Source organism: Anaerolineales bacterium, assembly GCA_015075725.1.
GTDB lineage: Bacteria > Chloroflexota > Anaerolineae > Anaerolineales > Villigracilaceae > Villigracilis.
Genome location: JABTTV010000001.1, coordinates 841246 through 863475 on the forward strand (window position 1 = coordinate 841246; position 22230 = coordinate 863475).

25 protein-coding genes are annotated in these 22230 nt (G+C 55.0%); 20 read left to right on the forward strand and 5 right to left on the reverse strand.

All coding sequences use genetic code 11. From position 1 onward, the window contains the following. Positions 1-20 precede the first annotated feature (20 nt). From HS100_04055 to HS100_04070, 4 genes are all read right to left on the reverse strand, one after another. Positions 21-1238: an ABC transporter permease gene (locus HS100_04055; protein MBE7433064.1), complete on the reverse strand. Its 1218-nt coding sequence runs from the start codon at positions 1236-1238 to the stop codon at positions 21-23. 91 nt (positions 1239-1329) lie between these two features. Then, positions 1330-2559 (reverse strand): ABC transporter permease, encoded by a 1230-nt coding sequence (locus HS100_04060; protein MBE7433065.1) that lies wholly within the window; start codon positions 2557-2559, stop codon positions 1330-1332. Between the two features lie 13 nt (positions 2560-2572). After that, the gene (locus HS100_04065) at positions 2573-3235 is read right to left on the reverse strand and encodes a TetR/AcrR family transcriptional regulator (protein MBE7433066.1); all 663 of its coding nucleotides are present in this window, start codon (positions 3233-3235) and stop codon (positions 2573-2575) included. A 198-nt stretch (positions 3236-3433) separates the two neighbouring features. Continuing rightward, positions 3434-4246 carry a hypothetical protein gene (locus HS100_04070; protein MBE7433067.1) on the reverse strand — a complete coding sequence of 271 codons (813 nt, stop codon included), beginning with the start codon at positions 4244-4246 and terminating at the stop codon, positions 3434-3436. Between the two features lie 163 nt (positions 4247-4409). Between HS100_04070 and HS100_04075 the strand changes: the two genes are divergently transcribed. The 16 genes from HS100_04075 (at position 4410) to HS100_04150 (ending at position 17175) form a co-directional block, all read left to right on the forward strand. Continuing rightward, positions 4410-4868, forward strand: coding sequence for a DUF3597 family protein (locus HS100_04075; GenBank protein MBE7433068.1), 459 nt, complete (start codon positions 4410-4412; stop codon positions 4866-4868). A 111-nt stretch (positions 4869-4979) separates the two neighbouring features. Then, positions 4980-6524 (forward strand): YifB family Mg chelatase-like AAA ATPase, encoded by a 1545-nt coding sequence (locus HS100_04080; GenBank protein ID MBE7433069.1) that lies wholly within the window; start codon positions 4980-4982, stop codon positions 6522-6524. Positions 6525-6947: 423 nt separating this feature from the next. Continuing rightward, positions 6948-7688, forward strand: coding sequence for a DeoR/GlpR transcriptional regulator (locus HS100_04085; protein MBE7433070.1), 741 nt, complete (start codon positions 6948-6950; stop codon positions 7686-7688). Positions 7689-7709: 21 nt separating this feature from the next. Next, positions 7710-8216, forward strand: a complete 507-nt coding sequence (locus HS100_04090) for a hypothetical protein (GenBank protein MBE7433071.1) — start codon at positions 7710-7712, stop codon at positions 8214-8216. Positions 8217-8219: 3 nt separating this feature from the next. Further along, a complete protein-coding gene (locus tag HS100_04095) occupies positions 8220-8528 on the forward strand; it encodes a PTS sugar transporter subunit IIB (GenBank protein ID MBE7433072.1) in 309 nt (102 codons plus the stop codon). 30 nt (positions 8529-8558) lie between these two features. Beyond that, the gene (locus HS100_04100) at positions 8559-9824 is read left to right on the forward strand and encodes a PTS galactitol transporter subunit IIC (GenBank protein ID MBE7433073.1); all 1266 of its coding nucleotides are present in this window, start codon (positions 8559-8561) and stop codon (positions 9822-9824) included. A 91-nt stretch (positions 9825-9915) separates the two neighbouring features. Further along, positions 9916-11013 carry a hypothetical protein gene (locus tag HS100_04105; GenBank protein MBE7433074.1) on the forward strand — a complete coding sequence of 366 codons (1098 nt, stop codon included), beginning with the start codon at positions 9916-9918 and terminating at the stop codon, positions 11011-11013. 19 nt (positions 11014-11032) lie between these two features. Beyond that, positions 11033-11860 carry a BtpA/SgcQ family protein gene (locus HS100_04110; GenBank protein ID MBE7433075.1) on the forward strand — a complete coding sequence of 276 codons (828 nt, stop codon included), beginning with the start codon at positions 11033-11035 and terminating at the stop codon, positions 11858-11860. Positions 11861-11951: 91 nt separating this feature from the next. After that, the gene (locus tag HS100_04115; GenBank protein MBE7433076.1) at positions 11952-12248 is read left to right on the forward strand and encodes a hypothetical protein; all 297 of its coding nucleotides are present in this window, start codon (positions 11952-11954) and stop codon (positions 12246-12248) included. 2 nt (positions 12249-12250) lie between these two features. Next, positions 12251-13621, forward strand: coding sequence for a hypothetical protein (locus HS100_04120; GenBank protein MBE7433077.1), 1371 nt, complete (start codon positions 12251-12253; stop codon positions 13619-13621). A gap of 67 nt (positions 13622-13688) precedes the next feature. Next, positions 13689-14120 carry a hypothetical protein gene (locus HS100_04125; GenBank protein MBE7433078.1) on the forward strand — a complete coding sequence of 144 codons (432 nt, stop codon included), beginning with the start codon at positions 13689-13691 and terminating at the stop codon, positions 14118-14120. A 2-nt stretch (positions 14121-14122) separates the two neighbouring features. Beyond that, positions 14123-14770, forward strand: coding sequence for a ribulose-phosphate 3-epimerase (locus tag HS100_04130; protein MBE7433079.1), 648 nt, complete (start codon positions 14123-14125; stop codon positions 14768-14770). An 11-nt stretch (positions 14771-14781) separates the two neighbouring features. Then, complete coding sequence (locus HS100_04135) at positions 14782-15255, forward strand: PTS sugar transporter subunit IIA (GenBank protein ID MBE7433080.1); 474 nt, start codon at positions 14782-14784, stop codon at positions 15253-15255. Positions 15256-15280: 25 nt separating this feature from the next. Then, a complete protein-coding gene (locus tag HS100_04140; GenBank protein MBE7433081.1) occupies positions 15281-15544 on the forward strand; it encodes an HPr family phosphocarrier protein in 264 nt (87 codons plus the stop codon). 133 nt (positions 15545-15677) lie between these two features. After that, entirely contained in the window at positions 15678-16301 is a 624-nt protein-coding gene (locus HS100_04145; protein MBE7433082.1) for an SRPBCC family protein, read from the forward strand. Positions 16302-16314: 13 nt separating this feature from the next. Beyond that, a complete protein-coding gene (locus HS100_04150; protein ID MBE7433083.1) occupies positions 16315-17175 on the forward strand; it encodes a hypothetical protein in 861 nt (286 codons plus the stop codon). Between the two features lie 137 nt (positions 17176-17312). Here the strand turns inward: HS100_04150 and HS100_04155 are convergent, their stop codons facing one another. Then, entirely contained in the window at positions 17313-18809 is a 1497-nt protein-coding gene (locus HS100_04155) for a xanthine permease (GenBank protein ID MBE7433084.1), read from the reverse strand. Positions 18810-19208: 399 nt separating this feature from the next. Between HS100_04155 and HS100_04160 the strand changes: the two genes are divergently transcribed. The 4 genes from HS100_04160 to HS100_04175 all read left to right on the forward strand — a co-directional run bounded on the left by HS100_04160 (position 19209) and on the right by HS100_04175 (position 22209). Next, the gene (locus HS100_04160; protein MBE7433085.1) at positions 19209-19655 is read left to right on the forward strand and encodes a carbon monoxide dehydrogenase subunit G; all 447 of its coding nucleotides are present in this window, start codon (positions 19209-19211) and stop codon (positions 19653-19655) included. A gap of 57 nt (positions 19656-19712) precedes the next feature. Then, entirely contained in the window at positions 19713-20783 is a 1071-nt protein-coding gene (locus tag HS100_04165) for an XdhC family protein (GenBank protein MBE7433086.1), read from the forward strand. 71 nt (positions 20784-20854) lie between these two features. Beyond that, complete coding sequence (locus tag HS100_04170) at positions 20855-21733, forward strand: xanthine dehydrogenase family protein subunit M (GenBank protein ID MBE7433087.1); 879 nt, start codon at positions 20855-20857, stop codon at positions 21731-21733. After that, a complete protein-coding gene (locus HS100_04175; GenBank protein MBE7433088.1) occupies positions 21730-22209 on the forward strand; it encodes a (2Fe-2S)-binding protein in 480 nt (159 codons plus the stop codon). The genes HS100_04170 and HS100_04175 overlap by 4 nt, the downstream gene beginning before the upstream one ends. The last annotated feature ends 21 nt before the right edge of the window (positions 22210-22230 follow it).

The window sequence follows — 22230 nt, forward strand, 5'->3', positions numbered from 1 at the left end:
AACATCCGCTACGCAATTTTTTATTGTGCGCCGCGCAGGGCTTCGACAGGCTCCATGCGGGATGCCATGCGCGCCGGGTAGAGCGAAGCGAGGATGGTGATCAAAAATGCGGTGATGATGAGATTGACGGCGGAATCGAGCGTGAGGTAGGTGTAGATGCGGTCTTCCAACAACATATCACCGCTAATGCCCAGGTCGCCGAAGTACACGCCGACCTTGCCAAAGTATGCCGAGAGCGCCCAGCCCGCCAATGCGCCGACTCCGATTCCGCCGAACGCCAGCAGGGTTGCTTCGGAAAGGAACAGGGCGATGACCTGCCTGCCCTTCATGCCGATGGCGGATAAAACTCCAATCTCGCGCGTGCGTTCGAAAACAGACATCAACAAGGTATTAACGATAACCGTCGCCGTCACACCCAGCACGATCAGGTTGATGATGGCAAGATACGCGTTCGAAAAATCCTCCACCAACACCAGCAGTTCGTTCATCTGCGTCCAGGTCTTCACCACAATCCCTTCACCCTGGATCGCTCCGGCAACTTCTTCCGCTTTTTCACGGTCTTTCAGCAATATGAAGATCATGCTGGCGTGGTTCTCTGCGCGGGAGAACGCCTGCGCCTTGGCAAGCGGAAGGAAAACAATACCCTTATCCCACGCGCTTGTGCCGGTGGTGAAGATTCCACGAATGGTGAACTGCTGTTCGTCAACATCGCCGTCGGAGGTATTCACCAGCAGGCTGATTTGATCGCCTGCCTTCAAACCCAGGCTTTCGGCAAGCGGAAGCCCGATCAAGATTCCTTCGCGGTCGTCGGCGGTGATGAATTCACCGGAAATGATTCCATCGCGATAGGGCGCATTCGCCTCAGACTCCGGGACGATGCCCATGATCTGCACCCCGGCCGACTCATCGCGGACGGAGACGATTCCGCTTGCGACCAGTCTCGGCGTGGCCACCCGGACAGGGTCCAGCGCTTCGATCTGCGCCGCGGCTTGATCCGGATTCTCGATCAGGTATTCCCAAGCGACGGAGAGCTTGTCCGGGTCGTAGTCTTCATCCCGCACTTGCAGATGACCGGTGTTGAGTTTCAGCGTGGTTTCCATCGAACTGCGCATCTCACCCTGAAAGAATGCGGCGATGAACATCAACAGGGCTGTGCCGAGAGCGAGCGCCAACCCCGAAAGGAGCGAACGCCTGCGATGCCTGCCCAGGTTGCGATATGCCATTTTGAAGTAGTTCATAGGATTTCCTCTTGTTGGAAGATTTGCGCAGAAGCGCGTTCTCCAACGCGCGATGACGGCGTTTGAGAATGCCTGTTACGCAGCCTCCCAATTACACGTAATGCAGCGCTTCCGCCGGTTCGCGGCGTGACGCTTCGATGGCGGGATACAAAGCCGCCAGCGCAGCAATGATCGCAACAGTAAAGGCATGTTTCAACACCTTCAACGGCACGAGCTGGGGATAGATGCTTCCGCTGATCAGGGCGGTGTACTCGGTCAGGTTTGCGAATTGCGAATAATCCAAGCCGTAGATGCCGAGGATGCCGTTGATCGCGGTACCCAGAATCGCGCCGATCGCCGCACCCATCAAGCCGATGAGAATCCCTTCGAGCAAAAACAGGAAGGTGATCTCGCGCGGTTTGAGTCCCAATGCGCCGACAATGCCGATCTCGCGCGTGCGTTCGAAGACCGCCATCATCAGGAGATTCAATATGCCGATGGCTGCGATGCCGAGCATGAACACACCGAACACGCTCATCACGCCGGTCTTCATGTCCATTGTCTTTTTCAGGTCGGGGATGCTCGTCACCCAACTCTCCACCTCATAACCCGGCACGGAAGTGTTGAGGGCGTCCATGACACCCGGCTCCTGCCCGATCTGCTTCAACGAAATTACGATCTCGGTCACCTGACCTTCCAAGCCAAAGAGGCTTTGCGCCTCGGCAAGCGAGATATAGATCGTTCCCTTTTCCACCGAAGGCACGCCGACATCATAGATCCCGATCACGGTCATGGTCCGCTGGCGGGTCTGCTCGTGAGTTGTGTTGCCGACCATTGTGATGCGGTCGCCCACTTCGATCTCCATCGCCGTTGCCAATCCCTGACCGATGACGATCACATCGCCGTCATCCGGCAGGAGATAACGCCCGCTCGATATGTTTTCCGAGACCGGCGTGATCCTGCCTTCCTTATCCGTCTCCACACCGACGATGGTGATCGCAAAAGCGCCTTCGCGGTTGGTGACAAGGCCGCCCGTGACGATGCGCTTCGATGCGACAACCACATTGGGCTGCGATTCCGCCGCACGCACGAGCGCCTCGGGATCGTCCAAAGGCAAAAGCGGTTTGCGCCCGGCTTTTTCGCTGTATCCCGGCGCATGGACCTGGATATTTCCGCCAAGCAATTGGATGGCGTTGCCGTAGATCGCCTGCTCAAAGCCGCCGATCAGCCCGTCGTATAACACAAGCATCGCCATCGTGACGCCCATACCGATCGCGATCAAAAAAGTCCGGCGGCGATGCCGCCACACATTGCGCCATGCAATGCGCAGATAAAGTGACATGATTGATTCCTTTCTACCGGCTCGCTTCGAATTCCGATTCGGTCTTCCGCAAGCCGTATTCCATCACATAAAGCAATTTGTCGATCTTCTCCTGTGTCCTGGACGAGCGCACCCATTTCATCATGTCCTTGTGTTTCATGCCTTCGTTCAGGATGTAGGTGCTGATGGCGTTGCTCCAGGTATCCATGACCATCACCGCCAGGTCCACGTCCACACTGGGATCCACTTCGCCGCGCGCCATGGCTCCCTTGATCATCATCCGCAGCGCGTCAAGGGCTTTCTGATGGTAGTCGCCGAATAGTTTTCCGTAATACAATCCTTCCACCAACAGCACGCGGCTGATCGCCTGTGTGATGCGCGGATACGCCGAGTTGAACTCCATGCCCGTCTTGATCATCCAGCGGAAATACTGGAAGGTATCCATGTTATTGCCCGGCGGGCGCTTATCCTTGAAGTAGGAAATTTTCTCCTGTTCGAGCAGCGTGAGCAGGTACATGAATACATCGCGCTTGTCCTCGAAGTATTGATAAAAACTGCCCTTCGAAATGCCGCTGTTTGCAACAATCCGGTTGATGGAAGCGGATTCAAAGCCGTACTCCGCAAACTCATCGATGGCGGCATTCACAATGGCGTTTCGCTTTTCTTCGGGAAGGTTGAGGAATGTCTGTTTGGGCAAGGAGTGACCTCCAGGTCATGTGACTACCTGGTCATATGACCGACCGGTCACATTATAGGGTAATTTCCCCGCCTGTCAAGGGATCGGATGTCACTTTCGCCTCTTTCTTGACCTTTGCCTGAGGCGGCTTCCCCCGGCGTTTTGCTCCCTTTGAGTGAACAAAAAGTCCGCAGGAACCATCGCCCTGCGGACATCTCACTATTCGCTATTCACAATAAGCTTTCGATCCCACCCCGCCTTCTCTAACACCATCTTCACCAACAATCCCGCCCGCCAAAAAGCGACCGCCGCCATGCCGTGAGCCAGCACAGCGAACAAAGGCGGAGTCTCCAGCGTGTAATACGTCCAACACTGACGGGTCGTGCCCCACAACTCGAGATAATATCCCAACCCCGAACCGGCGATGAAGGTCAACAAGGCAAAGCGATGATCGGTTGGCGTGAGGATGAGAAGAGCGCACAACAGGATAGAGAGCAAGGTGTAGGATTTGCCGAAGGTCGGGGAAACAAAGACCAGCATCAGGATCAGGAAAGAGGCGAAGATGATCCAATAAAGGGCACGGAAAAGGGAATGATGAATGGGTTCGCCTGCAAGATTTTCCATCCGTTTGATGAACCAATCCATAAACCGGGTGATTCGGTCGATGGAGAGGCTTGCAATCGGCCAGGCGGGAATGATCCACAAAGGCGGGCGTTCTGCCGTGTAATAATGCCAGAGATTTGTTTGCGTACCCCAGCTTTCGATTGCGAGCCCGCCGCACACGCCGACGAAGACGATCAGTACATCGGTCTTGAGATTCGCGCGCGCCACGATGGTGACCGACATGAAAAGGAAGATGCCGAGCAGCAGCCAATCCATATACAGCCACCAGGCGCCATCCCAATCGATGAGCGCAAGCACTTCTTCGGCAAGGGGCCACCAGATGTAAACGATCAGGATGATGGTGACGAAGAATCCACCGAGCAGGATGGATGAATCGCGAGTCCAAAATGGATGGTTCTTTTTTTCCATGCGCGAATTATATCGGATTGTAAATATCCAAGTTATCATGAAACAAATTCTAATGCGCGAAAATATAACGAAACATTAATACGATGAACAATGGAAGTTGATATAATAAATTCACGAGGCAGTCGAATGCCTTCAAATCCAAATTATTGAAAGGAATTCTGTCATGGGACTATTCAGTAAGATACTCGAAAAGCTCGGAATTAAAAAGAAAGAGGAAGAGGAGACAAAACCGGCTGCCGCTGCATCAGGCGCAAAACCAGCCGCTTCCGGAAAATCTGCACCGAAAGCCTCGGTCGCCGGAGCGGGGATGCGCTCGATGCCGAGCAAGGCAAGTTCCTCCGTCGAGTCCGCACCGAAAGCCATCGAAGTTGTGGATGTGGTTGCCCAACTCGAAACCAAAGCCAAGGGCAAGGACCTCAACTGGAAGGTCTCCATCGTCGACCTGTTGAAACTGCTCGACCTCGACTCGAGCCGCGAAGCCCGCGAGGAACTCGCCAAGGAACTCAACTGCCCCGCCGATCAGATGAGCGACTCTGCGCGCATGAACACCTGGCTCCACAAGGAAGTCCTGCGCCGCATCGCCGCCAACGGCGGAAACATCCCGCAAAATTTGCTGGACTAGCAGAAGAAATAAGAAAAAAGGAAAGAGTCGGGACAACACCCGGCTCTTTTTATTTGCACTCAAAGACCCAATGGAGCAAACGACGGACAAATAAGTCTGATAAAATGCGTTATGCTCTCGCGAGTGTACTCCTGCGCCGTAGTGGGGCTGGAAGGTGTGATCGTCGAAGTGGAAGTGGATTACACCAACGGCCTGCCCGCCGTCGTCATCGTCGGTCTGCCCGATGCCGCTGTGCAGGAGAGCCGAGAGCGCGTGCAAACCGCTGTCAAGAACGCGGGCTTGCATTTCCCCCGTCATCGTATCGTCGTCAATCTATCCCCCGCCGCCATTCGCAAGGAAGGTCCTGCATACGATCTTCCCATCGCGTTGGGCGTCGTCATCCTCGCCGGGTTTCTTCCACAAGAGACCATCGAAGGTGCGATGGTCGTCGGCGAACTTTCGCTCGATGGAGTCGTCCGTCACACGCGCGGAGTTTTGCCGATGGCTGCCGCTGCAAGAGCCAATGGATTCAAGCGGATGTTCGTCCCCGAAGCGGATGCTGGCGAAGCAGCTTTGATCCCCGACCTGGAAGTGTACCCGGTCAAATCGCTTGCGCATCTCTACGGACATTTGACCAATCGCGAACCCATCCAGCCTTATCAACCCTCCGAAGCGGATTCCCCCGACCCGCTCTTCACCCCCACCGATTTCGCCGAGATCAAGGGACAGGAACACGTCAAGCGCGCGCTCGAAGTCGCTGCGGCAGGCGGGCATAACGTATTGATGGTCGGATCTCCGGGCGCAGGGAAGACATTGCTTGCAAGAGCCATGCCTGGAATATTGCCCGAAATGTCCATCGAAGAATCATTGGATGTCACGCGCATCTTTTCAGTCGCAGACCAACTCCCGCCGGGCACGCCGCTCATCAAACAACGTCCCTTCCGCGCGCCGCATCATACCATCTCACATGCCGGACTGGTCGGTGGCGGGAACATTCCCAAACCCGGCGAAATCTCGTTGGCGCATCGCGGCGTTTTATTTCTCGATGAATTCCCCGAATTCGGGACGCGCGTCCTCGAAGTGATGCGCCAGCCGATGGAAGACAAAGTTGTCACCATCAGCCGCGCCAAGGGCTCGTTGACCTTCTCAGCCAATTTTCAATTGATCGCCGCCATGAATCCCTGTCCATGCGGCTATTGGGGCGATACTCAAAAAGCTTGTACCTGCGCTCCCGCCGTCGTGACCAAATACCAGAAGCGCATCTCCGGTCCCTTGCTCGACCGCATCGACATCCACATCGAAGTCCCGCGTGTGGATTACGAGAAACTCAGCAGAGGCCGTCTCGGTGAATCAAGCGAGTCGATCCGCAAGCGCGTTCAAACCGCGAGGGATGTTCAACACACCCGATTTACGAATTCCGGTTCCTCAAGTACCGATGTTCTTTGCAACGCGGACATGCGCATCGGAGAGGTGCGGCAGTTTTGCAAGTTGCAGCCCGAAGGTCAGAGTTTGATGCGAGCGGCGATGAGTCAACTCAATTTGTCGGCGCGCGCTTATCACCGCATCCTCAAATTATCCCGCACCATCGCGGACCTGGCAGGGAGTGAAGCGATCCAGTCACCGCATCTGGCAGAGGCGCTGCAATACCGCCCGAAGTTGATGCACACCACAATGTGATGAGGTAAAACAGTTACGGCTTTGTTTAGTGGGGTTACCATTAGACTTCTTGCAAAAGTCAAATTTTTACCTTGCTTAAGGCGGCGTCCCTACCGCCGAGGACTGTGGCGGGAGCACTTATGCAAGAGTTCTATTCAAACACAGGCGGGAGATGCAGGGAACACTACACTACCTTTTCCCAACGTGCAAGATGCCAAGTCCCCGTCATATTGTTTGCATTTCACTGCGCTTCAGATTCCCCCGGCTCAAAGGGGAATAGATGAAGAGGTCTCTTCGGATGTGACTTTCTTCATGCGTAAAAATGCTTAATGTCACATGACATTCAAACATTATTTTTATAGCATGTAAACAAAATCAAACATTGATTTGCCCATCGGATGAGATGCGTTGAAATCGATTGATCGCAAGAGCCAAATCGTGGAGATGGTGATGGGGCGGGGAAATATTTCCATTGCCGATATATGCTCGCGGTTCAATATCTCAGATATGACCGCCCGCCGCGATCTCAATGAATTGGACCGCCAGGGATTGCTTCGCCGTGTTCATGGCGGGGCAATTGCCAACCTGGGGCGCAGTTATGAACCTTCCTTCCAGACGCGGGCGGTCAAGAATAAGGAAGCAAAAGCCGCCATCGGGCGGAAGGCGGCGGAATTGATTTACGACGGGGACAGCATCGCCCTGGATGTGGGCACCACGACCCTTGAAATCGTACAGGGGCTAAAGGGGAAACGTAACCTTACAATCGTCACCTCCTGTCTGCAAATCGCGGCGAAGATCGTCGATCAAATTTCTCTCGAGGTGGATGCCCGGCTGATCATCACAGGCGGGATCGTGCGCCCGCGGGAGTTATCCATGGTGGGTCACATCCCGGAGCAGGTCTATCAAGACCTGCATGTGGACAAGGCATTTATCGGTATCGGGGGAGTCAGCCTCGAAGACGGCTTGACGGAATATAACATCGAAGACACCCAGATCAAACGAATGCTGATACGCAGCGCACAGGAAAAAATCGTGGTTGCAGACGGCGCGAAGTTCGGCGTGACGACTTTTACATCGGTCGCGCCGTTGACCGCCGTGGACAAGATCGTCACGGATGGATCCGCCCCGCCCGAAGTCCTCGATAAGGTGCGCGAGCGGGGAGTTGAAGTCATCCTGGCGGATTGATTTCTGAAAAGGAGAATGCCGATGGACCTTAAGTTCGATGCCCAAGCCAAAGTAAACCCCGGACAAACCGAAACGTACATGGCGTTTCGAAGCGCGATTCCAAAACCCTCGAACGAAGAAGCCCATCTCCGGCACATACTCCGTTTTTACATGACGCGTGCCATGCAAAAGCGCGGCGAGCAGGATATTTACGTGCTGCCGCAATTGAATGTGGCGGGAAAAACCGTCCGCGTGGATGTGGCGGCGGGGTCGGCGGGCAAATACACGCTGTCCATTTGCGAGCCGGAATCAGTCACGCCCGAAACGGAGGATATCCTGGACCTCTTGAAGGATGTCGAAGGGGTGGACGCGGTTGTCGTCCATTCGCAGTACGGCAAGCCGGGGAACGTGATGGACAAATTCAAAGTTCAACTTGCCTCGAAGAAATTCCACCTCCTGGCTGTCGTGCCGCCGCCGTTCGACGACGTTTACGAATACGATATCTGGATGTTCGAAACCACGTTTAGAAACCTGTTCGAAGGGAACTGACTTATGCCGGGCAATGGTTCCGCCGGAAAGGTTTACAAGATCGTTGTTGCATGCGGCACAGCCATCGCGACTTCCACGCATGTCGCCATCAAGATCAAGGAACTGCTGGAAGAGCGCGGTTTGAGGATCCACACCATTCAATGTCGTGTCCCAGAGGTGCCTTCGCTTGCGCCCGATGCCGACCTGGTGGTCGCCACCGCGCAAGTGCCCTATGATATTGACGTTCCTGTCGTGGATGGGATTCCATTCCTGACCGGAATCGGCATAAAGGAGGTCATCGAAAAGATAGAGATGCTTTTGAAGAAGGAATGACGTGTACCCAATCACAAAAGGAGAATGCATATGGAAACCATCAAGTCGATCTTCGACTTCCTGACCGGGCTTGGTTCGCCGGTCATGTTGCCGATCATCATCTTTATCCTGGGGCTCATCCTGGGACAAAAAATCAGCCGCGCCTTCATTTCCGCCATTACAGTCGGCGTTGGCTTCATCGGTCTTGGACTGGTCATCACGCTGTTGTTCGACGCGCTTGGACCAGCCACTGCCGCATTGGTCGAAGCGACCGGGATTCAACTTAACGCGTTGGATGTCGGCTGGGGTGTGGCGGCTGCCATCGCTTTCGGCACAGTCGTCGGTTCGCTCGTATTCATTGTTGCCCTCGGCGTTAATCTGATCATGCTCGTCTTCCGCTGGACCAAAACCCTCAATGTCGATATGTGGAACTATTGGCATTATGCCTTTACAGGCTCATTGGTCTATTTGGTCACGGGAGGCAACCTGGTGCTGGGTTTGATCGCCGCGGCGATCCATGCGATCGTGTCGCTGCTCATCGCCGACTGGACCGCGAAAGACGTGCAGGAATTCTTCAAGATTCCGGGCGTGTCCATTCCGCAGGGCTGGGCGGTCACCAGTGTGCCGATCATCAAGGGACTGAATTGGATCGTGGAAAAGATCCCCGGTCTGCGCGACATCTACTGGGACTCGGAAGGGATGCAGAAGAAACTCGGCGTATTCGGACAGCCGATCATCATGGGCGCGACCCTGGGTTTGCTGTTCGGGTTGATCGCCTATGGGTTCTCGACCAAGGTCCTGACCGTTGCGGTGCAGATGGCAGCCGTCATGTTGTTGATCCCGCGCATCATCGCCATCTTCATGGAAGGCTTGACCCCGCTCTCGGAAGCCGCGCGTGAGTTTATGCAGAAGCGCTTTGCAGGGCGCGAATTCTACATCGGCCTGGATTCCGCCATCCTAATCGGGCATCCGATCACCATCGCCGCCGGTATCCTGCTCATCCCGATCACGCTGCTTCTCGCCGCCATCCTGCCGGGGAACAACACCCTGCCCGCCGCTGACCTGGCTGCGACCGCCTTCTTCATTTGTATGGTTCCGCCCCTGACCAGAGGGAACTTCTTCCGCTCGATCCTGTACGGCACCATCATCATGGTCATGGTGCTGTACATCTCCAGCGCGTTTGCTCCACTGCTGACCCAGATCGCCTCGGATATTGGCTATGCCATTCCGGAAGGCGCGGTTCAGATTACCGGCCTCTCTGGCGGGAACTGGATCGCCTGGATCCTTACAACCATAAGCGGATTGTTTGGAGGCTAGTCGTAACCGCTCGTCTAAATGGAGAAGGGATCCAATTCCCTTCTCCATTCGGCATTATTCGATCGCTTTTTAGAAAGATTCGAGAGTTCTCATGAACCAACATGACTGGGGTATGCTCGAACGGTTGTGCGCCGTCCATGCCGTCTCCGGGCGCGAAGACGCAATGACGGCGTTGGTCCGGGATACGATTCGTCCGCTGGTGGATGAAGTCAGCGTCGATAACCTCGGCAACGTGGTGGGGATTTTGAAAGGCACGAAACATCCCGATCATCGCCTGATGCTGCAGGCGCACATGGATGAACTGGGATTGATCGTCAGATACATTACCGACGATGGCTTTTTGCGTATCGAACGTGTGGGCGGCGTACCGGAGAAATCCCTGTTAGGCCAGCGAGTGGACGTGCTGACGGACGACAATCGGCTGGTTCCCGGTTATGTGGGGACGAAATCGCACCATATCACGTCGTCCGACGAGAAGTTCAAGGTCCCCACTGTGCATGACATGTTCATTGACATTGGGCTGACCAGTCGGGAAGCGGTGGAACAGGCGGGGGTCCAGGTGGGCGACCCGGTGACGTATCACCCAAACTATCACCGCTTCGGCGATGGGATGATCTGCTCCAAGGCGCTGGATAACCGCGTCAGCGTTTTCATCCTTTTGGAGGTTCTGAAATCCTTCGCCGTGCAAAGGCCGCCCTCCACGATTGTCTTCTCGTTCACGGTCTTGGAGGAATTCAGCATCCGCGGCTCGCTGCCGACGGTAACTGCCACCAAACCTCATGCGATTCTCTCGCTGGATATTACGATCGCCGCTGACACCCCGATCGACAAACCCCTGCATCCGGTGGCCATGCGCAAGGGACCGGCGATCAAAATGATGGACTTTCACGGGCGCGGCACGCTGGGCGGGTTGTTCTCTTCGCCGAAACTGCGCCGGTTTATCGAAAGGATTGCCAGACAGGAAAACCTCCCCCTGCAGCGCGAAGTCATCGTGGGCGTGATCACCGACCCGGCATTCCAGTTGTATCTGGACGACAAAGGTTATGTGATCGCCGGGCTGTCCATTCCGCACCGATACAGCCACGCATCCATTCAAATGTGCCACGAGACGGACATTCTTCAGATGATCCAACTTGTGGAAGCCGCAGCCCGATCCTTCACTCCCGAATTGGACTTGAGTCGGGGGTAAACATCATAAAAGAGGTTCTATGCAAACCTGGGTAAAAGATCTTTTTGGAGTCGAAAAACCCGTCATCGGCATGTGCCACATGCGAGCCATGCCGGGCGATCCGCAGTACGATGCAGTCAAAGGCATGGATTGGGTGTACGAGCAGGCGCGCGCCGACATGCTCGCCCTGCAGGAAGGGGGCGTGGACGCCATCCTCTTTTCGAATGAATTCAGCCTGCCGTACCTGACAAAAGTGGAGACCATCACAGTCGCGTGCATGGGTTCGGTGATCGGCGAACTCAAACGGGAGGTCAAAATCCCCTATGGGGTGAACGTTTTGTGGGACCCGCGCGCGTCCATTGATCTGGCGATGGCGACAGGCGCCCGCTTCGTACGCGAGATTTTCACCGGCGTGTACGCAAGCGACTTCGGTTTGTGGAATACGAATGCCGGTGAAGTGATTCGCCACCAATACGCCATTGGCGCGCAGCACGTCCGGTTGTTCTTCAATATTGTGCCGGAAGCGGCTACGTACCTCGGGGATCGCCCGGTCACAGACATCGCGCGCTCGACCGTATTCAACAACCGACCGGATGCGTTATGCGTCTCGGGGCTGACAGCGGGCGCAGAAACATCCGCCCAGACCTTGAAACTGGTCAAGGATGTTGTGCCGGATACGCCTGTTTTTGCCAACACGGGTGTCAGGCTGGATAACGTCGAGGAACAATTGAAGGCGGCGGATGGAGCCGTGATCGGCACCACTTTCAAACAGAATGGCAATACATGGAATCCGGTGGACGGCCAGCGCGTTAAAGCGCTCATGGACCGAGTCCGCCAGTTAAGAGCAGGAGTGCCGGCATCGAATTAGGAATTTCGATAATCCTGCCGGGCAAGGAGGTTGTTATTGAACAAAAACAACATGCTGCTTGTTGTGATATTGACCAGACCGGAGAAATGCGATGAAAACAGTATATGTCGTTTGCGCAACGGGGATTGCCACTTCCACCATGCTTCGTTTGAAGGTGGAAAAATACCTTGAAGAGCAGGGCATCGAAGCCCGGGTTTTGCAATACCGGGTTACTGAAATTTCCCCTGATCGCTGTGAAGCGGACGTCATTCTTGCGACAACCGAAATCCCCCCGGAATTTGAAGAGGTTGCCGCCGTCATAAATGGAATTTCGCTCATCACCGGCATCGGTCAAGGCGAGACCCTCCAAAGTCTCGCGCACGCTTTGCAAAGACCTAAAGGAGAATGATGATGGAAAGTATTCTTGCCTCAATTGGAGAGTTCCTTAATGGGCTTGGTCCATTGATCGCGCTGCCGGTTGTAATTGCCCTTTTGGGCATCTTCCTTGGTCAGAAGTGGGACAGTGCCATCCGAAGTGGCTTGATGACCGCTGTCGCGTTTGTCGGCATCTTTCTGACGGTCGGATTGCTGGGAAACACCGTCAGCACCATCGGACAAAATTTTGCCCAGAATACCGGCACCAATCTGGATATCATTGACATCGGCTGGCCCGCCGCATCTGCCCTGGCATTTGCCACGCCGGTCGGTAACCTGATCATTCCGCTGGGGATTCTGCTCAACGTCCTCCTGCTCATCTTCGGCTTGACGCAGACCCTGGATGTGGATATCTGGAATTTCTGGCACATGGCGTTCGTCGGCGCGCTGGTGCAGTTTGTGACAGGCAGTTTTGCACTTGGCTTGTTCGCCGCGCTCCTGACGCTGGTTATTGCCTTATTCCTGGCGGACTGGTCCGCGCCGTTGATTCAAAAGCACTTCAAGATGCCGGGCGTGTCCATCCCTCACCTGCAATCGGCTGGATATATGCTGTTGGCAGTTCCCTTTGCGTGGTTGTTCAACCGATTGGCGTTTCTAAAGAATCTCAAAGCCAATCCCGATGCGATCCGCAAACGACTCGGCCTGCTCGGCGAACCGATGGTCCTGGGTTTCATTATCGGCTTCCTGCTGGGACTCCTGGGCGGGCAATCGTTTAAGGATTCGATCCTCACTGCTGTGAACACTGCCGCAGTCATGCTGCTCATCCCGCGCATGGTTTCCATTCTTGTGGAAGCATTGACCCCTGTCGCCGAGGCGGCGAATAATTTCATGACCAACCGTTTCAAGGGACGGGAATTCTACATTGGGCTCGACTCTGCGGTTCTGGCTGGAAACTCGACGGTCATTGCCACAGGATTGCTCCTCGTACCCATCGAAATCCTGCTGGCTCTGGCGCTTTCCCCGCTGGGTAACCGCACCCTGCCCTTCATTGATTTGGCAGATGGCGTGTTTGTAGCAGCCATGCTCGCTCCTTTGGTGGCAGGAGATGTCATTCTCACCACCCTGCTGGGCGCGATTGTGATGGGGATCGGTTTGATCTTTACCACACTGCTCGCGCCGGGCGTGACCGAATTGGTGAATACAAGTTCGCTTGGTTTGGACATCCCGGCAGGATACGCCACCTATACCGTCATGAGCGACGCCGCCATTCCCACCTCTTACGGATTGTATTTCCTTTTCCAAACCCCGGCCGGATTGGCAATCGTCGTCAGTCTGTTGGCGGTGGTCGGCTTGTACTTCCTAAAACGCCGCGTCAAGCTCGAAAATATTTTCGGCATGGGCGAGTAGTTTAATGTTCTTGTGGGGAGCCTTGCGCTCAAGGCTCCCCCATATGATCAGGATGCGCTGAGGTTTAATGGGTATTTTTGAATGGGTAAAGAGTCAGACCGGAGTGTGGGGACCGGCTTTATTGGATATTTACTTCCGCAACGCAGGATGGGTGAACACCTTGCTGGTGGCGTATGGATTGTTGCTGCTGCTTTCCTGGCAAAACCTCGCCCGGATTGGTGATGCACTGGCTGGGCAAATCCTGGAGCAGGCGGGCAGAAAAATCAAAGCCAGCTCTAAGACCAAAAAACCAAAGAGTATTCGCCTCAGTGACTTCGACTTGTCGTGGGAGGAAGCCATTTCCGTCAGCAGGTTTCCCTTTGTAGCAAAACAAACCGATATACTAATTCATCGCGCCAGCCCAGAAAACATCCGCACACTGATCACAGAACGAGAATTGATCCAGCGCTGTGCCCGCCGCCTTGGGGAGATGGGTCTTCGCTTGGAACGGAAGAAATAGTCATGCCGCTTCGCATCGCCCCTTCGCTTGCCTCTGCTCCCATGCTTCATCTCAGCCGGGTCATCGCGGACCTCGAGTCTGCCGGCGCGGACTATATTCACTTCGACGTGGAAGACGGGTCGTTCACGCCCGTCATGACCTTGGGGACAAAGATCATTGCAGATTTGCGCCCGCTCACGCGCCTGCCGTTCGACGTTCATCTGATGATGGTCAACCCGGAATGGATTCTGCCCGACCTGGCGGCGTACGGGGCGAACCGCATTTCAGTACATTACGAAGCCTGTCCCTACCCGCGCCGTGTGCTGCGGCAAATTGTCTCGCTGGGCGCGCAGGCTGGCCTGGCGTTCAACCCCGCCACGCCCATCCCGGATTTGAGTTACCTTGTGCCGTATCTTTCCTTCATTGTTGTGCTGACGACCGAACCTGAGATGCCCGATTGCCCGTTCCTGCCTGAAGTGTTGGAAAAGGTCCGGGAGGGCAAACAGGCTGCGGGTCAGAGAAGATGCGAATGGGTTGTGGATGGCGGCGTCTCGGCGGAGAACTTATCCCAAATCCAGAAAGCCGGTGCGGATACTATCGTCGTGGGTCGGACGGTTTTCAAGGAAGGCAAGATCACTGAAAATATGGCTGCCCTGCGCGCGGCGGCTTGATCGGAAATGGAATGCAAAATACTTTGACGGATTTGCTCAGGACGGATCATATTTTAGTCAATATGAATGTGAAGAACGCGCAGGAGGCGATCCAGACGTTGACGGCGGCGCTGGTGGAGACGGGGCACGTCTCGCCCGGTTTTGCGGAAGATGTTTGGAAGCGCGAGCAGACGTTCCCGACGGGTTTGCCCACCCAGCCGCTGGCAGTTGCCATCCCTCACGCCGACCCGGACCACGTTAACAAATCGGCGGTTTGCATTGGCGTGTTGAACGCGCCGGTTCTTTTCGCGCAAATGGGCACGGACGGTTCGACGTCGCTCGATGCGCGTTTGATCTTTCTGCTCGCGGTCAAGGAACGCGAAAAACAGGTGGAGATGATCGGGCAATTGGTCAAATTGATTCAAACAGGCAGCCTGCTCGAAGACCTGGCACAGGCAAAAGATTCCGCCGAAGCGCTCGCGCTCATTCACAAAACGCTGGCTTGAAAGGCGCGAAATGCAGAATATCTGATTGAAAGTCATCAATGAAGCCGGCTTGCACGCCCGCCCCGCGGCGGAGTTTGTCAGGGCGGCGCAGTTCAAGTGCAAACTTACAGTCCGCAACGCGACAAAAGACTCGGCGGGCATGGACGAACTCAGCATGTCGCCGCGCCAGGTTCCCTTGGTGAAACAGGTCGTGAGAAACTGGTCGCTGACAGATGCGCAGGAATTGGCTCGCCGCGCGCTTGAAATGGACAGCGCGGATGCAATACGACGGGCAGTCAGTGAGTCCTAATCTTTAGCCCAGAGGCGATGCAGACACAATGTAATTTCAAACATGACCTATCCACCCGACCAGTATGAAAACTCCTCCATCGGCTGGGGAGTTTTATTTCCCGGCTGGCTATTATCGCAGCATGGAGATTACCATGAAAAAATTTCTCAAAATCATTGGAATTCCGGCTGGAATCGGACTCCTTGCCTTGATCGTGATGTTTGCCCTCCTGCCATGGATGGACAGGTGGGGCGCGACTGACGAAGAGATTGCCGCTTCATTCGCAGGGGATGAGTTGGTCCCATCTCCGCGCATCGCCTACACCCGAGCCATTACCATCCACGCGCCCCCTGAAGATATCTATCCGTGGATCGTCCAACTTGGCGCGGATAAAGGCGGCATGTACAGTTACACGTGGATCGAAGCGCTCCTGCAATGCTCCCAGGTCAACGCAAACCGAATTCACGAGGAATGGCAGGGATTGAAAGTGGGCGACAAGGTCTTGATGTGTAAAAACAACATGCCGCCCGGTTACGAAGTGGCGGTCATAGAACCGAACCGCGTGATCGTGATGGGACATCAGACAGATGGCGTCTGGAGCGATGTCTGGCAGTTCATCCTTGCACCTCAAAGCGACGGCTCGACACGCTTTATCCTGCGCTCACGGGATGCAAAAGTAGGCTGGATGTGGGACGTGATCCGCCCCGGTGAATTCATCATGGTGCGCGGCATGATGCTGGGCATCAAGGCACGCGCCGAAGGATCGATTGGAAGATAGAACGGAGGTCGAGATGGACTTAATGAAAGCGGTCTGGAAAGTTTTCTGGCGCAGCCTGTTGGTTGCGATCGGATATGTCACAGGTCTGATTCTGGCGGGAATGATTGGCGCAATGTTGGGCGCGCAGATGGCATCAAGCACCCGCAATAGCTCCACATTCGCCTGGCTGCTCATCGCCAGCATTCTTCTCGGCGTAATCCTGGGACCGCTTGCTTCACACCTAACGCTGACCCGCCTTCAACATTTCATTCTGTGGGGCAGCCTGATCTTCTTCAACCTCGGTTCGGTCGCCATTGAAGGTGCATACTTTGCGCCAGAGTTGGTGACAATTCCATTGCCTGTGTTGTTTGCGCAGCAATTGCTGGCTTCGGCAGGCGCGGCGCTGGCCATCGTATTGTTGTTTTCATCCATTGGCAAGCCCGCCGTCTCCTGGGCAGATGCGCTTCGCGCGCGCCCATGGTATTCGTGGTTGTGGCGGTTCGTCGTCAGTTCGATAAGTTATCTGTTGTTCTATTTTTTCTTCGGCGCGTTAAATTACTCGCTTGTAACTGCGCCTTATTACGAAGCTCACGCGGGTGGCTTGAACGTGCCCGCGCCGATGGTTGTGCTCATGGCTGAAAGCATCCGTGCGCCGTTGATCGTGCTTTCGGTTCTGTTCTATCTCCTCTCCGCGCGCGGGACAAAACGCCAGTTGACGCTCAAAACCGGCTGGCTGTTATTCGCCATCGGCGGAATCGTCCCGCTCGTCCTGCAAATCGGCTCCCTGCCGTTGCTCCTGCTCGCTGCCAGCGCGGTGGAAATCTTCCTTCAGAATTTCCTCACCGGAGTTGTCGCCGCGGGTTTGATGGGAAGCGAGGCAAAATCATCCGCATGAAACGGACGATCATTTTCACCGGCGCAAATAATGGAATCGGACTGGCAATGACCCAGTCTCTGCCGGATGAGAACGATCAAACAAAACGGGACAACCGAATGGTTGTCCCGTAATCTTACTTGTTCTTTCCGGTAAATTTAATCGGCAGCCGACATCGCTTTGTCGAGCGCCTCGGTCTCGACCATGGGCGGTTTGAAGATCAGGAAAACCGCATTGAGCAAGATTCCCAACACGGCCGCGGTGGCAATGGCAGGCAAGCCGCTGGGGAAAATTCCCGGAATAACGAGCGGGAGTAATCCATTCGGATAAGCGATATTCCCGCCGATGCCCACGACCATGATCACGGCACCGATCGCAAGATTCCGCGGATTGAACATGCTGACATTATGCTCCTGCATCAAAGCAATGCCCTGCATGCCGATCACGCCGAAGAGGTAGATTGCAAGACCGCCGCTCACTGCCAGCGGGATCGAATTTACCAACGCCGCCAGGTTCCCGTTGAAAGCCAGGATAATGGAAATCACACCGGCAGAGATCAATGCGGGACCCGAATAGTTCCGGGTGATCGCCATCAATGAATTGTTCTCACCGTAGTTCGTCCCCGCAGTTGCGCCAAGCAAGCCGTTGAGAAAATCACCGATACCGTCGAACACAAGGTTGTAACCCACGTTTTTATCGAGGTTCAGTTTTTCGCGTCCGGTTTCCCCGGCGAATCGATCGATGTAAAGACTCATTTGATACAGATGAGCGGTCGATTCAGGGATTGTGGCAATTGCCATGATCGAGATGCTGACGATCGCGGTGATGAGCAGCTCTCCTCCAAATGAGGGCAGGGTGATGTTGGGCATTTGAATGAGATTCGCCTCCAAAACCGGCTGGAAGTTCACCGAACCCGGAGCGAACAGCATGGAAGCGATATAGCCTGCAATGCCGCCCAATAGCACGGGCAGCATCCCGATGAAACCCCTGTTCTGCAAATAGACCGAGAACAGGATGGTGAGAATCAACGTAATAAACGCAACCAGAAAATTGTTGCTGGCGAGGTCCACCACGGCGGCTTTTGCCAGACCGAAGCCGATGATCGCAGCAACGGAACCCGTCACGACCGGCGGGAGGAACCGATCCACACTGGCTTTCCCCATTGCCCGAATGAGGAATCCAACGGCGATGTTGATCAAACCGGTGACGACGATCCCTGCCTGCATCAGGCTGATCACATCGTTGGGTAGAGGTCCGCTAAACGGCACATACGGCGAGCCGGTTGCCGCCGCTGAAATGCCTTGATATGCCGCAATGTAACTGAAGCTCGAGCCGTAGAACAACGGGATGAAGGTCCCGATGCTCCGGCGTGAAAGAATGAGCGCAACGATCGTTGAAACGCCTGAAGCCAGCAGCACGGTTCCCACGTGGAAACCGCAGAAAGCCGCAACGAACACGGTTGCAGGAAACATCGTCAGCACGTGTTGGAAGCCCAACAGGATGGTCTGTCCCATTGGAGGGGTATCGTTGGGCATATACCCCATTATGTTGTTCTTAGCCATTGCATTCTCTCCTTTGACGATTTGGGTTGGTCTTGCCAGGCTTGCCTTTGCCTTGCCGGGTTTTGCCTTACTGGTTTTCTTCTTTGTTGCCATCTGGTCCATTCTCCTTTCCGACGGTTGCGAGTGTATGTATCAAGTTGTGTTCGCACCTCCAAATAAAAAGTCGCCAGCATCTTACGCACGGCGACAGAATAAATGGCAGACAGGCTCACGGGCAATGAGCATGTTCAACGCAGAATCAAATCCCTGCACTCTGATTGGTCTCATCTTAATTGTACATAACCCTCGAATTCGGACCGGGATACGCGGATTCAAGCCATTTCCAGATGAAAATCCGCTTCACCCCACCCCTTGGGCTGCCCCTGTTTCCCGCGCGTTTCCACCCCGTTGACTCTCGTCTCCTCATTGTGCTACACTCCAAGCCTGCCTGGCAGGACTACACACAGACGTGCAGCGGATGTTCGCCTACGTCCGTTTTGAGGAGAATGCATCATGCAACTCAAAGGTAACGTGACCGTCAAAGCCCCGCGCAAAAGGGTCTGGGATTTCCTCACCGACCCGAATCAACTCGGGCAATGTGCGCCCGGTGTGGAAAAGATCGAAACCATCGAACATCTCAAAAAATACCGCGGCGTGATCTCGGTGGGACTGGGCTCCGTGAAAGCGCGTTTCTCCGGCGATGTGGATATTCTCGAATTAGACGAACCCAACCGCGCCAAACTCAAGGCGCATGGCACGGCAACAGGCAGCGCGGCAGACGCGGTCTGTGAAATGACCCTCAGCGATGGACCGGAAAACTCAACCCTCGTCAACTGGACGGCGGATGTCAATGTGTCCGGTCAACTGGCGAGCCTCGTTTCACGGTTGATGGTTCCCGTCTCACAGAAACTGGCAGGGGTGTTTTACGATGAAGTGAAGAAGAGGATAGAGAAGGAATAACAACGCGCGCAAGCCGCCGTCCCCGGCGGCGAAGACGGCGCCGAAAGCAACCTTAGGATGCGCGATATTTTAACGGATGTCGAAAAATGGTTAGCCTCAGGGGAAACCATCGCGCTTGCCACCGTGATCCAAACCTGGGGTTCCTCGCCGCGCAAGGCGGGTTCGTGCATGGCGCTCACTGCCAGCGGAAAGATCGTCGGCTCGGTCAGCGGCGGATGCGTGGAAAATGCGGTCATCGAAGCGGGACTTGAATCCCTCAAATCCAAGCGACCCCGATTGCTTCACTTTGGCGTCGCGGACGAGACTGCCTGGGAGGTGGGACTCGCCTGCGGGGGAAGCATAGATATCTTTGTTCAACCCCTTGATCTTGAATTATTCCAAACTCTACGATCATCATTAATAGATGAAATGCCTGTTGTTCATATCACGGTCATCCGCGGCGCGGATGATTTGGTCGGACATGAGTTGTTGATATCCGAAAGCGGACTCATCGCCGGCTCGCTCGGCAACGAATGGAACGATGCGGTGTTAAAGATTGGCATAGATGCACTTTACCAGGGCACATCATGCCGTGTGCAGTTGAGTGACACATTGGAAGTTTTTCTCGATGTGTTTCTTCCCTCGCCAACCATCATAGTGATGGGCGGAGTGCATATCGCGGTCGCGTTGGTGTCGTTGGCGAAGACGCTCGGCTACCGAACTGTTCTCATCGACCCGCGCAAGGCGTGGGGGAATGCAGAGCGATTCCCGAACGTGGATGTTTTGATCCAATCATGGATCGATGACGCGTTCAGGCAGATCAAGGTCACAGGCTCCACCGCGGTCGCATCGCTCACGCACGACCCGAAACTGGACGATCCCGTGTTGAAGATCGCATTGACCAGCCCTGCGTTTTACATCGGCGCATTGGGGAGCAAGACCACAAATGAAAAACGCCGCGTTCGTTTGATGAACTACGGCATGACCGAGGATCAACTTGCGCGGTTGCACGCTCCCATTGGGCTCGATATTGGAGCCTCCACGCCAGAGGAGATCGCGCTTGCCATTATGTCTGAGGTGGTGAAAAGTTATAGGAAAGAGAATCAAGTATCGGTTAAGAACGAAGCGGAGCCAGTCTCCAGTCTCTAGTCACTACTTCTCCAATTCTCATTAAAAGGAGATTGCTTCGGACTAACGTCCTCGCAATGACATGAAGTCTTATGAAACCTGCTCCATTTGAATATCATGCCCCGACATCGCTCGAGCAAGCATTGGATTTGATGAGCCAGCATGCGGGAGAGGCAAAGATCCTGGCAGGCGGCCAAAGCCTTGTGCCTGCGATGAATTTCCGCGTGGTACAACCCAGCCTGTTGATCGATTTGAACCGCGTGGTGGAGTTGAGTTTTATCCGCGAAGAGGGAAACGCGATTCGCGTCGGCGCGATGGCGCGTGAACGCCACCTTGAATTCGATGCATCCATCGAAAAGCGGATTCCGCTTTTGCATGAAGCCGTACCGAACATTGCGCATCCGCAGATCCGCAACCGCGGCACGATCGGCGGGAGTATTGTCCATGCCGACCCCGCCGCCGAATTGCCGATGTTGATGGTCGCTTTGAATGCAAGGTTGAAGGGGAAAAATAAATCCGCCGAGCGCTGGATCGACGCCAAAGGTTTTTTTGCGGGGATGTTCACGACCGCGCTCGAACCCGATGAGATCCTGGCGGAGATCGAAATTCCGTTCATGCCGCCGCGCACGGGCTGGTCGTTCATGGAGGTTGCGCCGCGTTCGGGCGATTATGCGATGATGGGCGTCGCCGCGCTGGTGACGCTGGACAAAGATGGAAAGTGCAAGTCTGCAACACTCGTGTATCTCAACGCTGGCGATGGACCCGTGGATGCAGTTGCGTCCGCACAGATGTTGGCGGGGGAGAGTCTCAGCGACAAATCGATCGAGTCTGCTGCAGTTCATGCCAGTGAAAATGAGATCAATCCGTTCGGAAACATCCATGCCTCAACAGATTTTCAACGTCATCTGGCAAAAGTGCTGACACAAAAAGCATTGAAGCAGGCTGCGCAGCGCGCGGGAGAATCGCAATGACCCAGGTTACTTTGACAGTCAACGAAACACAATACACTCGCGATGTGGAGCCGCGCCTCTTGCTCAGCGATTTCCTGCGCCATGAACTCGGGCTGACAGGTACGCACGTTGGCTGTGAACACGGCGTGTGCGGCGCCTGCACGATCCTTTTCGACGGCGAATCGATGCGCTCGTGCCTGATCTTCGCCGTACAGGCAGATGGCCATTCCGTCACAACCGTCGAAGGACTCGCGCCTGACAAAGACAACCTGCATCCGTTGCAACAATCGTTTTGGGAAGCGCACGGTCTGCAATGCGGATATTGCACCCCCGGTATTTTGATGACGCTGGTTCCCTTCCTCAAACAAAATCCGAATCCCACCGAAGACGAGATACGTCACGCGATTTCGGGCAATCTTTGTCGTTGTACAGGTTATCAGCATATCGTGGATGCGGTGAAGTTGGCGGCAGATAAGATGCGAGAAGCGGAGAATTAGTGGATCGGAGAATTGAGATTA

Excerpts from the sequence above, each read along its gene's own strand:
- HS100_04160 (MBE7433085.1), top strand. The coding sequence starts at position 19,209 with ATGCAACTCAAAGGTAACGTGACCGTCAAAGCCCCGCGCAAAAGGGTC.
- HS100_04125 (MBE7433078.1), top strand. The coding sequence starts at position 13,689 with ATGGGTATTTTTGAATGGGTAAAGAGTCAGACCGGAGTGTGGGGACCG.
- HS100_04075 (MBE7433068.1), top strand. The coding sequence starts at position 4,410 with ATGGGACTATTCAGTAAGATACTCGAAAAGCTCGGAATTAAAAAGAAA.
- HS100_04170 (MBE7433087.1), top strand. The coding sequence starts at position 20,855 with ATGAAACCTGCTCCATTTGAATATCATGCCCCGACATCGCTCGAGCAA.
- HS100_04155 (MBE7433084.1), bottom strand. The coding sequence starts at position 18,809 with ATGGCAACAAAGAAGAAAACCAGTAAGGCAAAACCCGGCAAGGCAAAG.
- HS100_04165 (MBE7433086.1), top strand. The coding sequence starts at position 19,713 with ATGCGCGATATTTTAACGGATGTCGAAAAATGGTTAGCCTCAGGGGAA.
- HS100_04130 (MBE7433079.1), top strand. The coding sequence starts at position 14,123 with ATGCCGCTTCGCATCGCCCCTTCGCTTGCCTCTGCTCCCATGCTTCAT.
- HS100_04070 (MBE7433067.1), bottom strand. The coding sequence starts at position 4,246 with ATGGAAAAAAAGAACCATCCATTTTGGACTCGCGATTCATCCATCCTG.
- HS100_04100 (MBE7433073.1), top strand. The coding sequence starts at position 8,559 with ATGGAAACCATCAAGTCGATCTTCGACTTCCTGACCGGGCTTGGTTCG.
- HS100_04080 (MBE7433069.1), top strand. The coding sequence starts at position 4,980 with ATGCTCTCGCGAGTGTACTCCTGCGCCGTAGTGGGGCTGGAAGGTGTG.
- HS100_04090 (MBE7433071.1), top strand. The coding sequence starts at position 7,710 with ATGGACCTTAAGTTCGATGCCCAAGCCAAAGTAAACCCCGGACAAACC.
- HS100_04085 (MBE7433070.1), top strand. The coding sequence starts at position 6,948 with ATGGTGATGGGGCGGGGAAATATTTCCATTGCCGATATATGCTCGCGG.
- HS100_04135 (MBE7433080.1), top strand. The coding sequence starts at position 14,782 with ATGCAAAATACTTTGACGGATTTGCTCAGGACGGATCATATTTTAGTC.
- HS100_04175 (MBE7433088.1), top strand. The coding sequence starts at position 21,730 with ATGACCCAGGTTACTTTGACAGTCAACGAAACACAATACACTCGCGAT.
- HS100_04110 (MBE7433075.1), top strand. The coding sequence starts at position 11,033 with ATGCAAACCTGGGTAAAAGATCTTTTTGGAGTCGAAAAACCCGTCATC.
- HS100_04120 (MBE7433077.1), top strand. The coding sequence starts at position 12,251 with ATGGAAAGTATTCTTGCCTCAATTGGAGAGTTCCTTAATGGGCTTGGT.
- HS100_04060 (MBE7433065.1), bottom strand. The coding sequence starts at position 2,559 with ATGTCACTTTATCTGCGCATTGCATGGCGCAATGTGTGGCGGCATCGC.
- HS100_04115 (MBE7433076.1), top strand. The coding sequence starts at position 11,952 with ATGAAAACAGTATATGTCGTTTGCGCAACGGGGATTGCCACTTCCACC.
- HS100_04105 (MBE7433074.1), top strand. The coding sequence starts at position 9,916 with ATGAACCAACATGACTGGGGTATGCTCGAACGGTTGTGCGCCGTCCAT.
- HS100_04150 (MBE7433083.1), top strand. The coding sequence starts at position 16,315 with ATGGACTTAATGAAAGCGGTCTGGAAAGTTTTCTGGCGCAGCCTGTTG.
- HS100_04145 (MBE7433082.1), top strand. The coding sequence starts at position 15,678 with ATGAAAAAATTTCTCAAAATCATTGGAATTCCGGCTGGAATCGGACTC.
- HS100_04095 (MBE7433072.1), top strand. The coding sequence starts at position 8,220 with ATGCCGGGCAATGGTTCCGCCGGAAAGGTTTACAAGATCGTTGTTGCA.
- HS100_04055 (MBE7433064.1), bottom strand. The coding sequence starts at position 1,238 with ATGAACTACTTCAAAATGGCATATCGCAACCTGGGCAGGCATCGCAGG.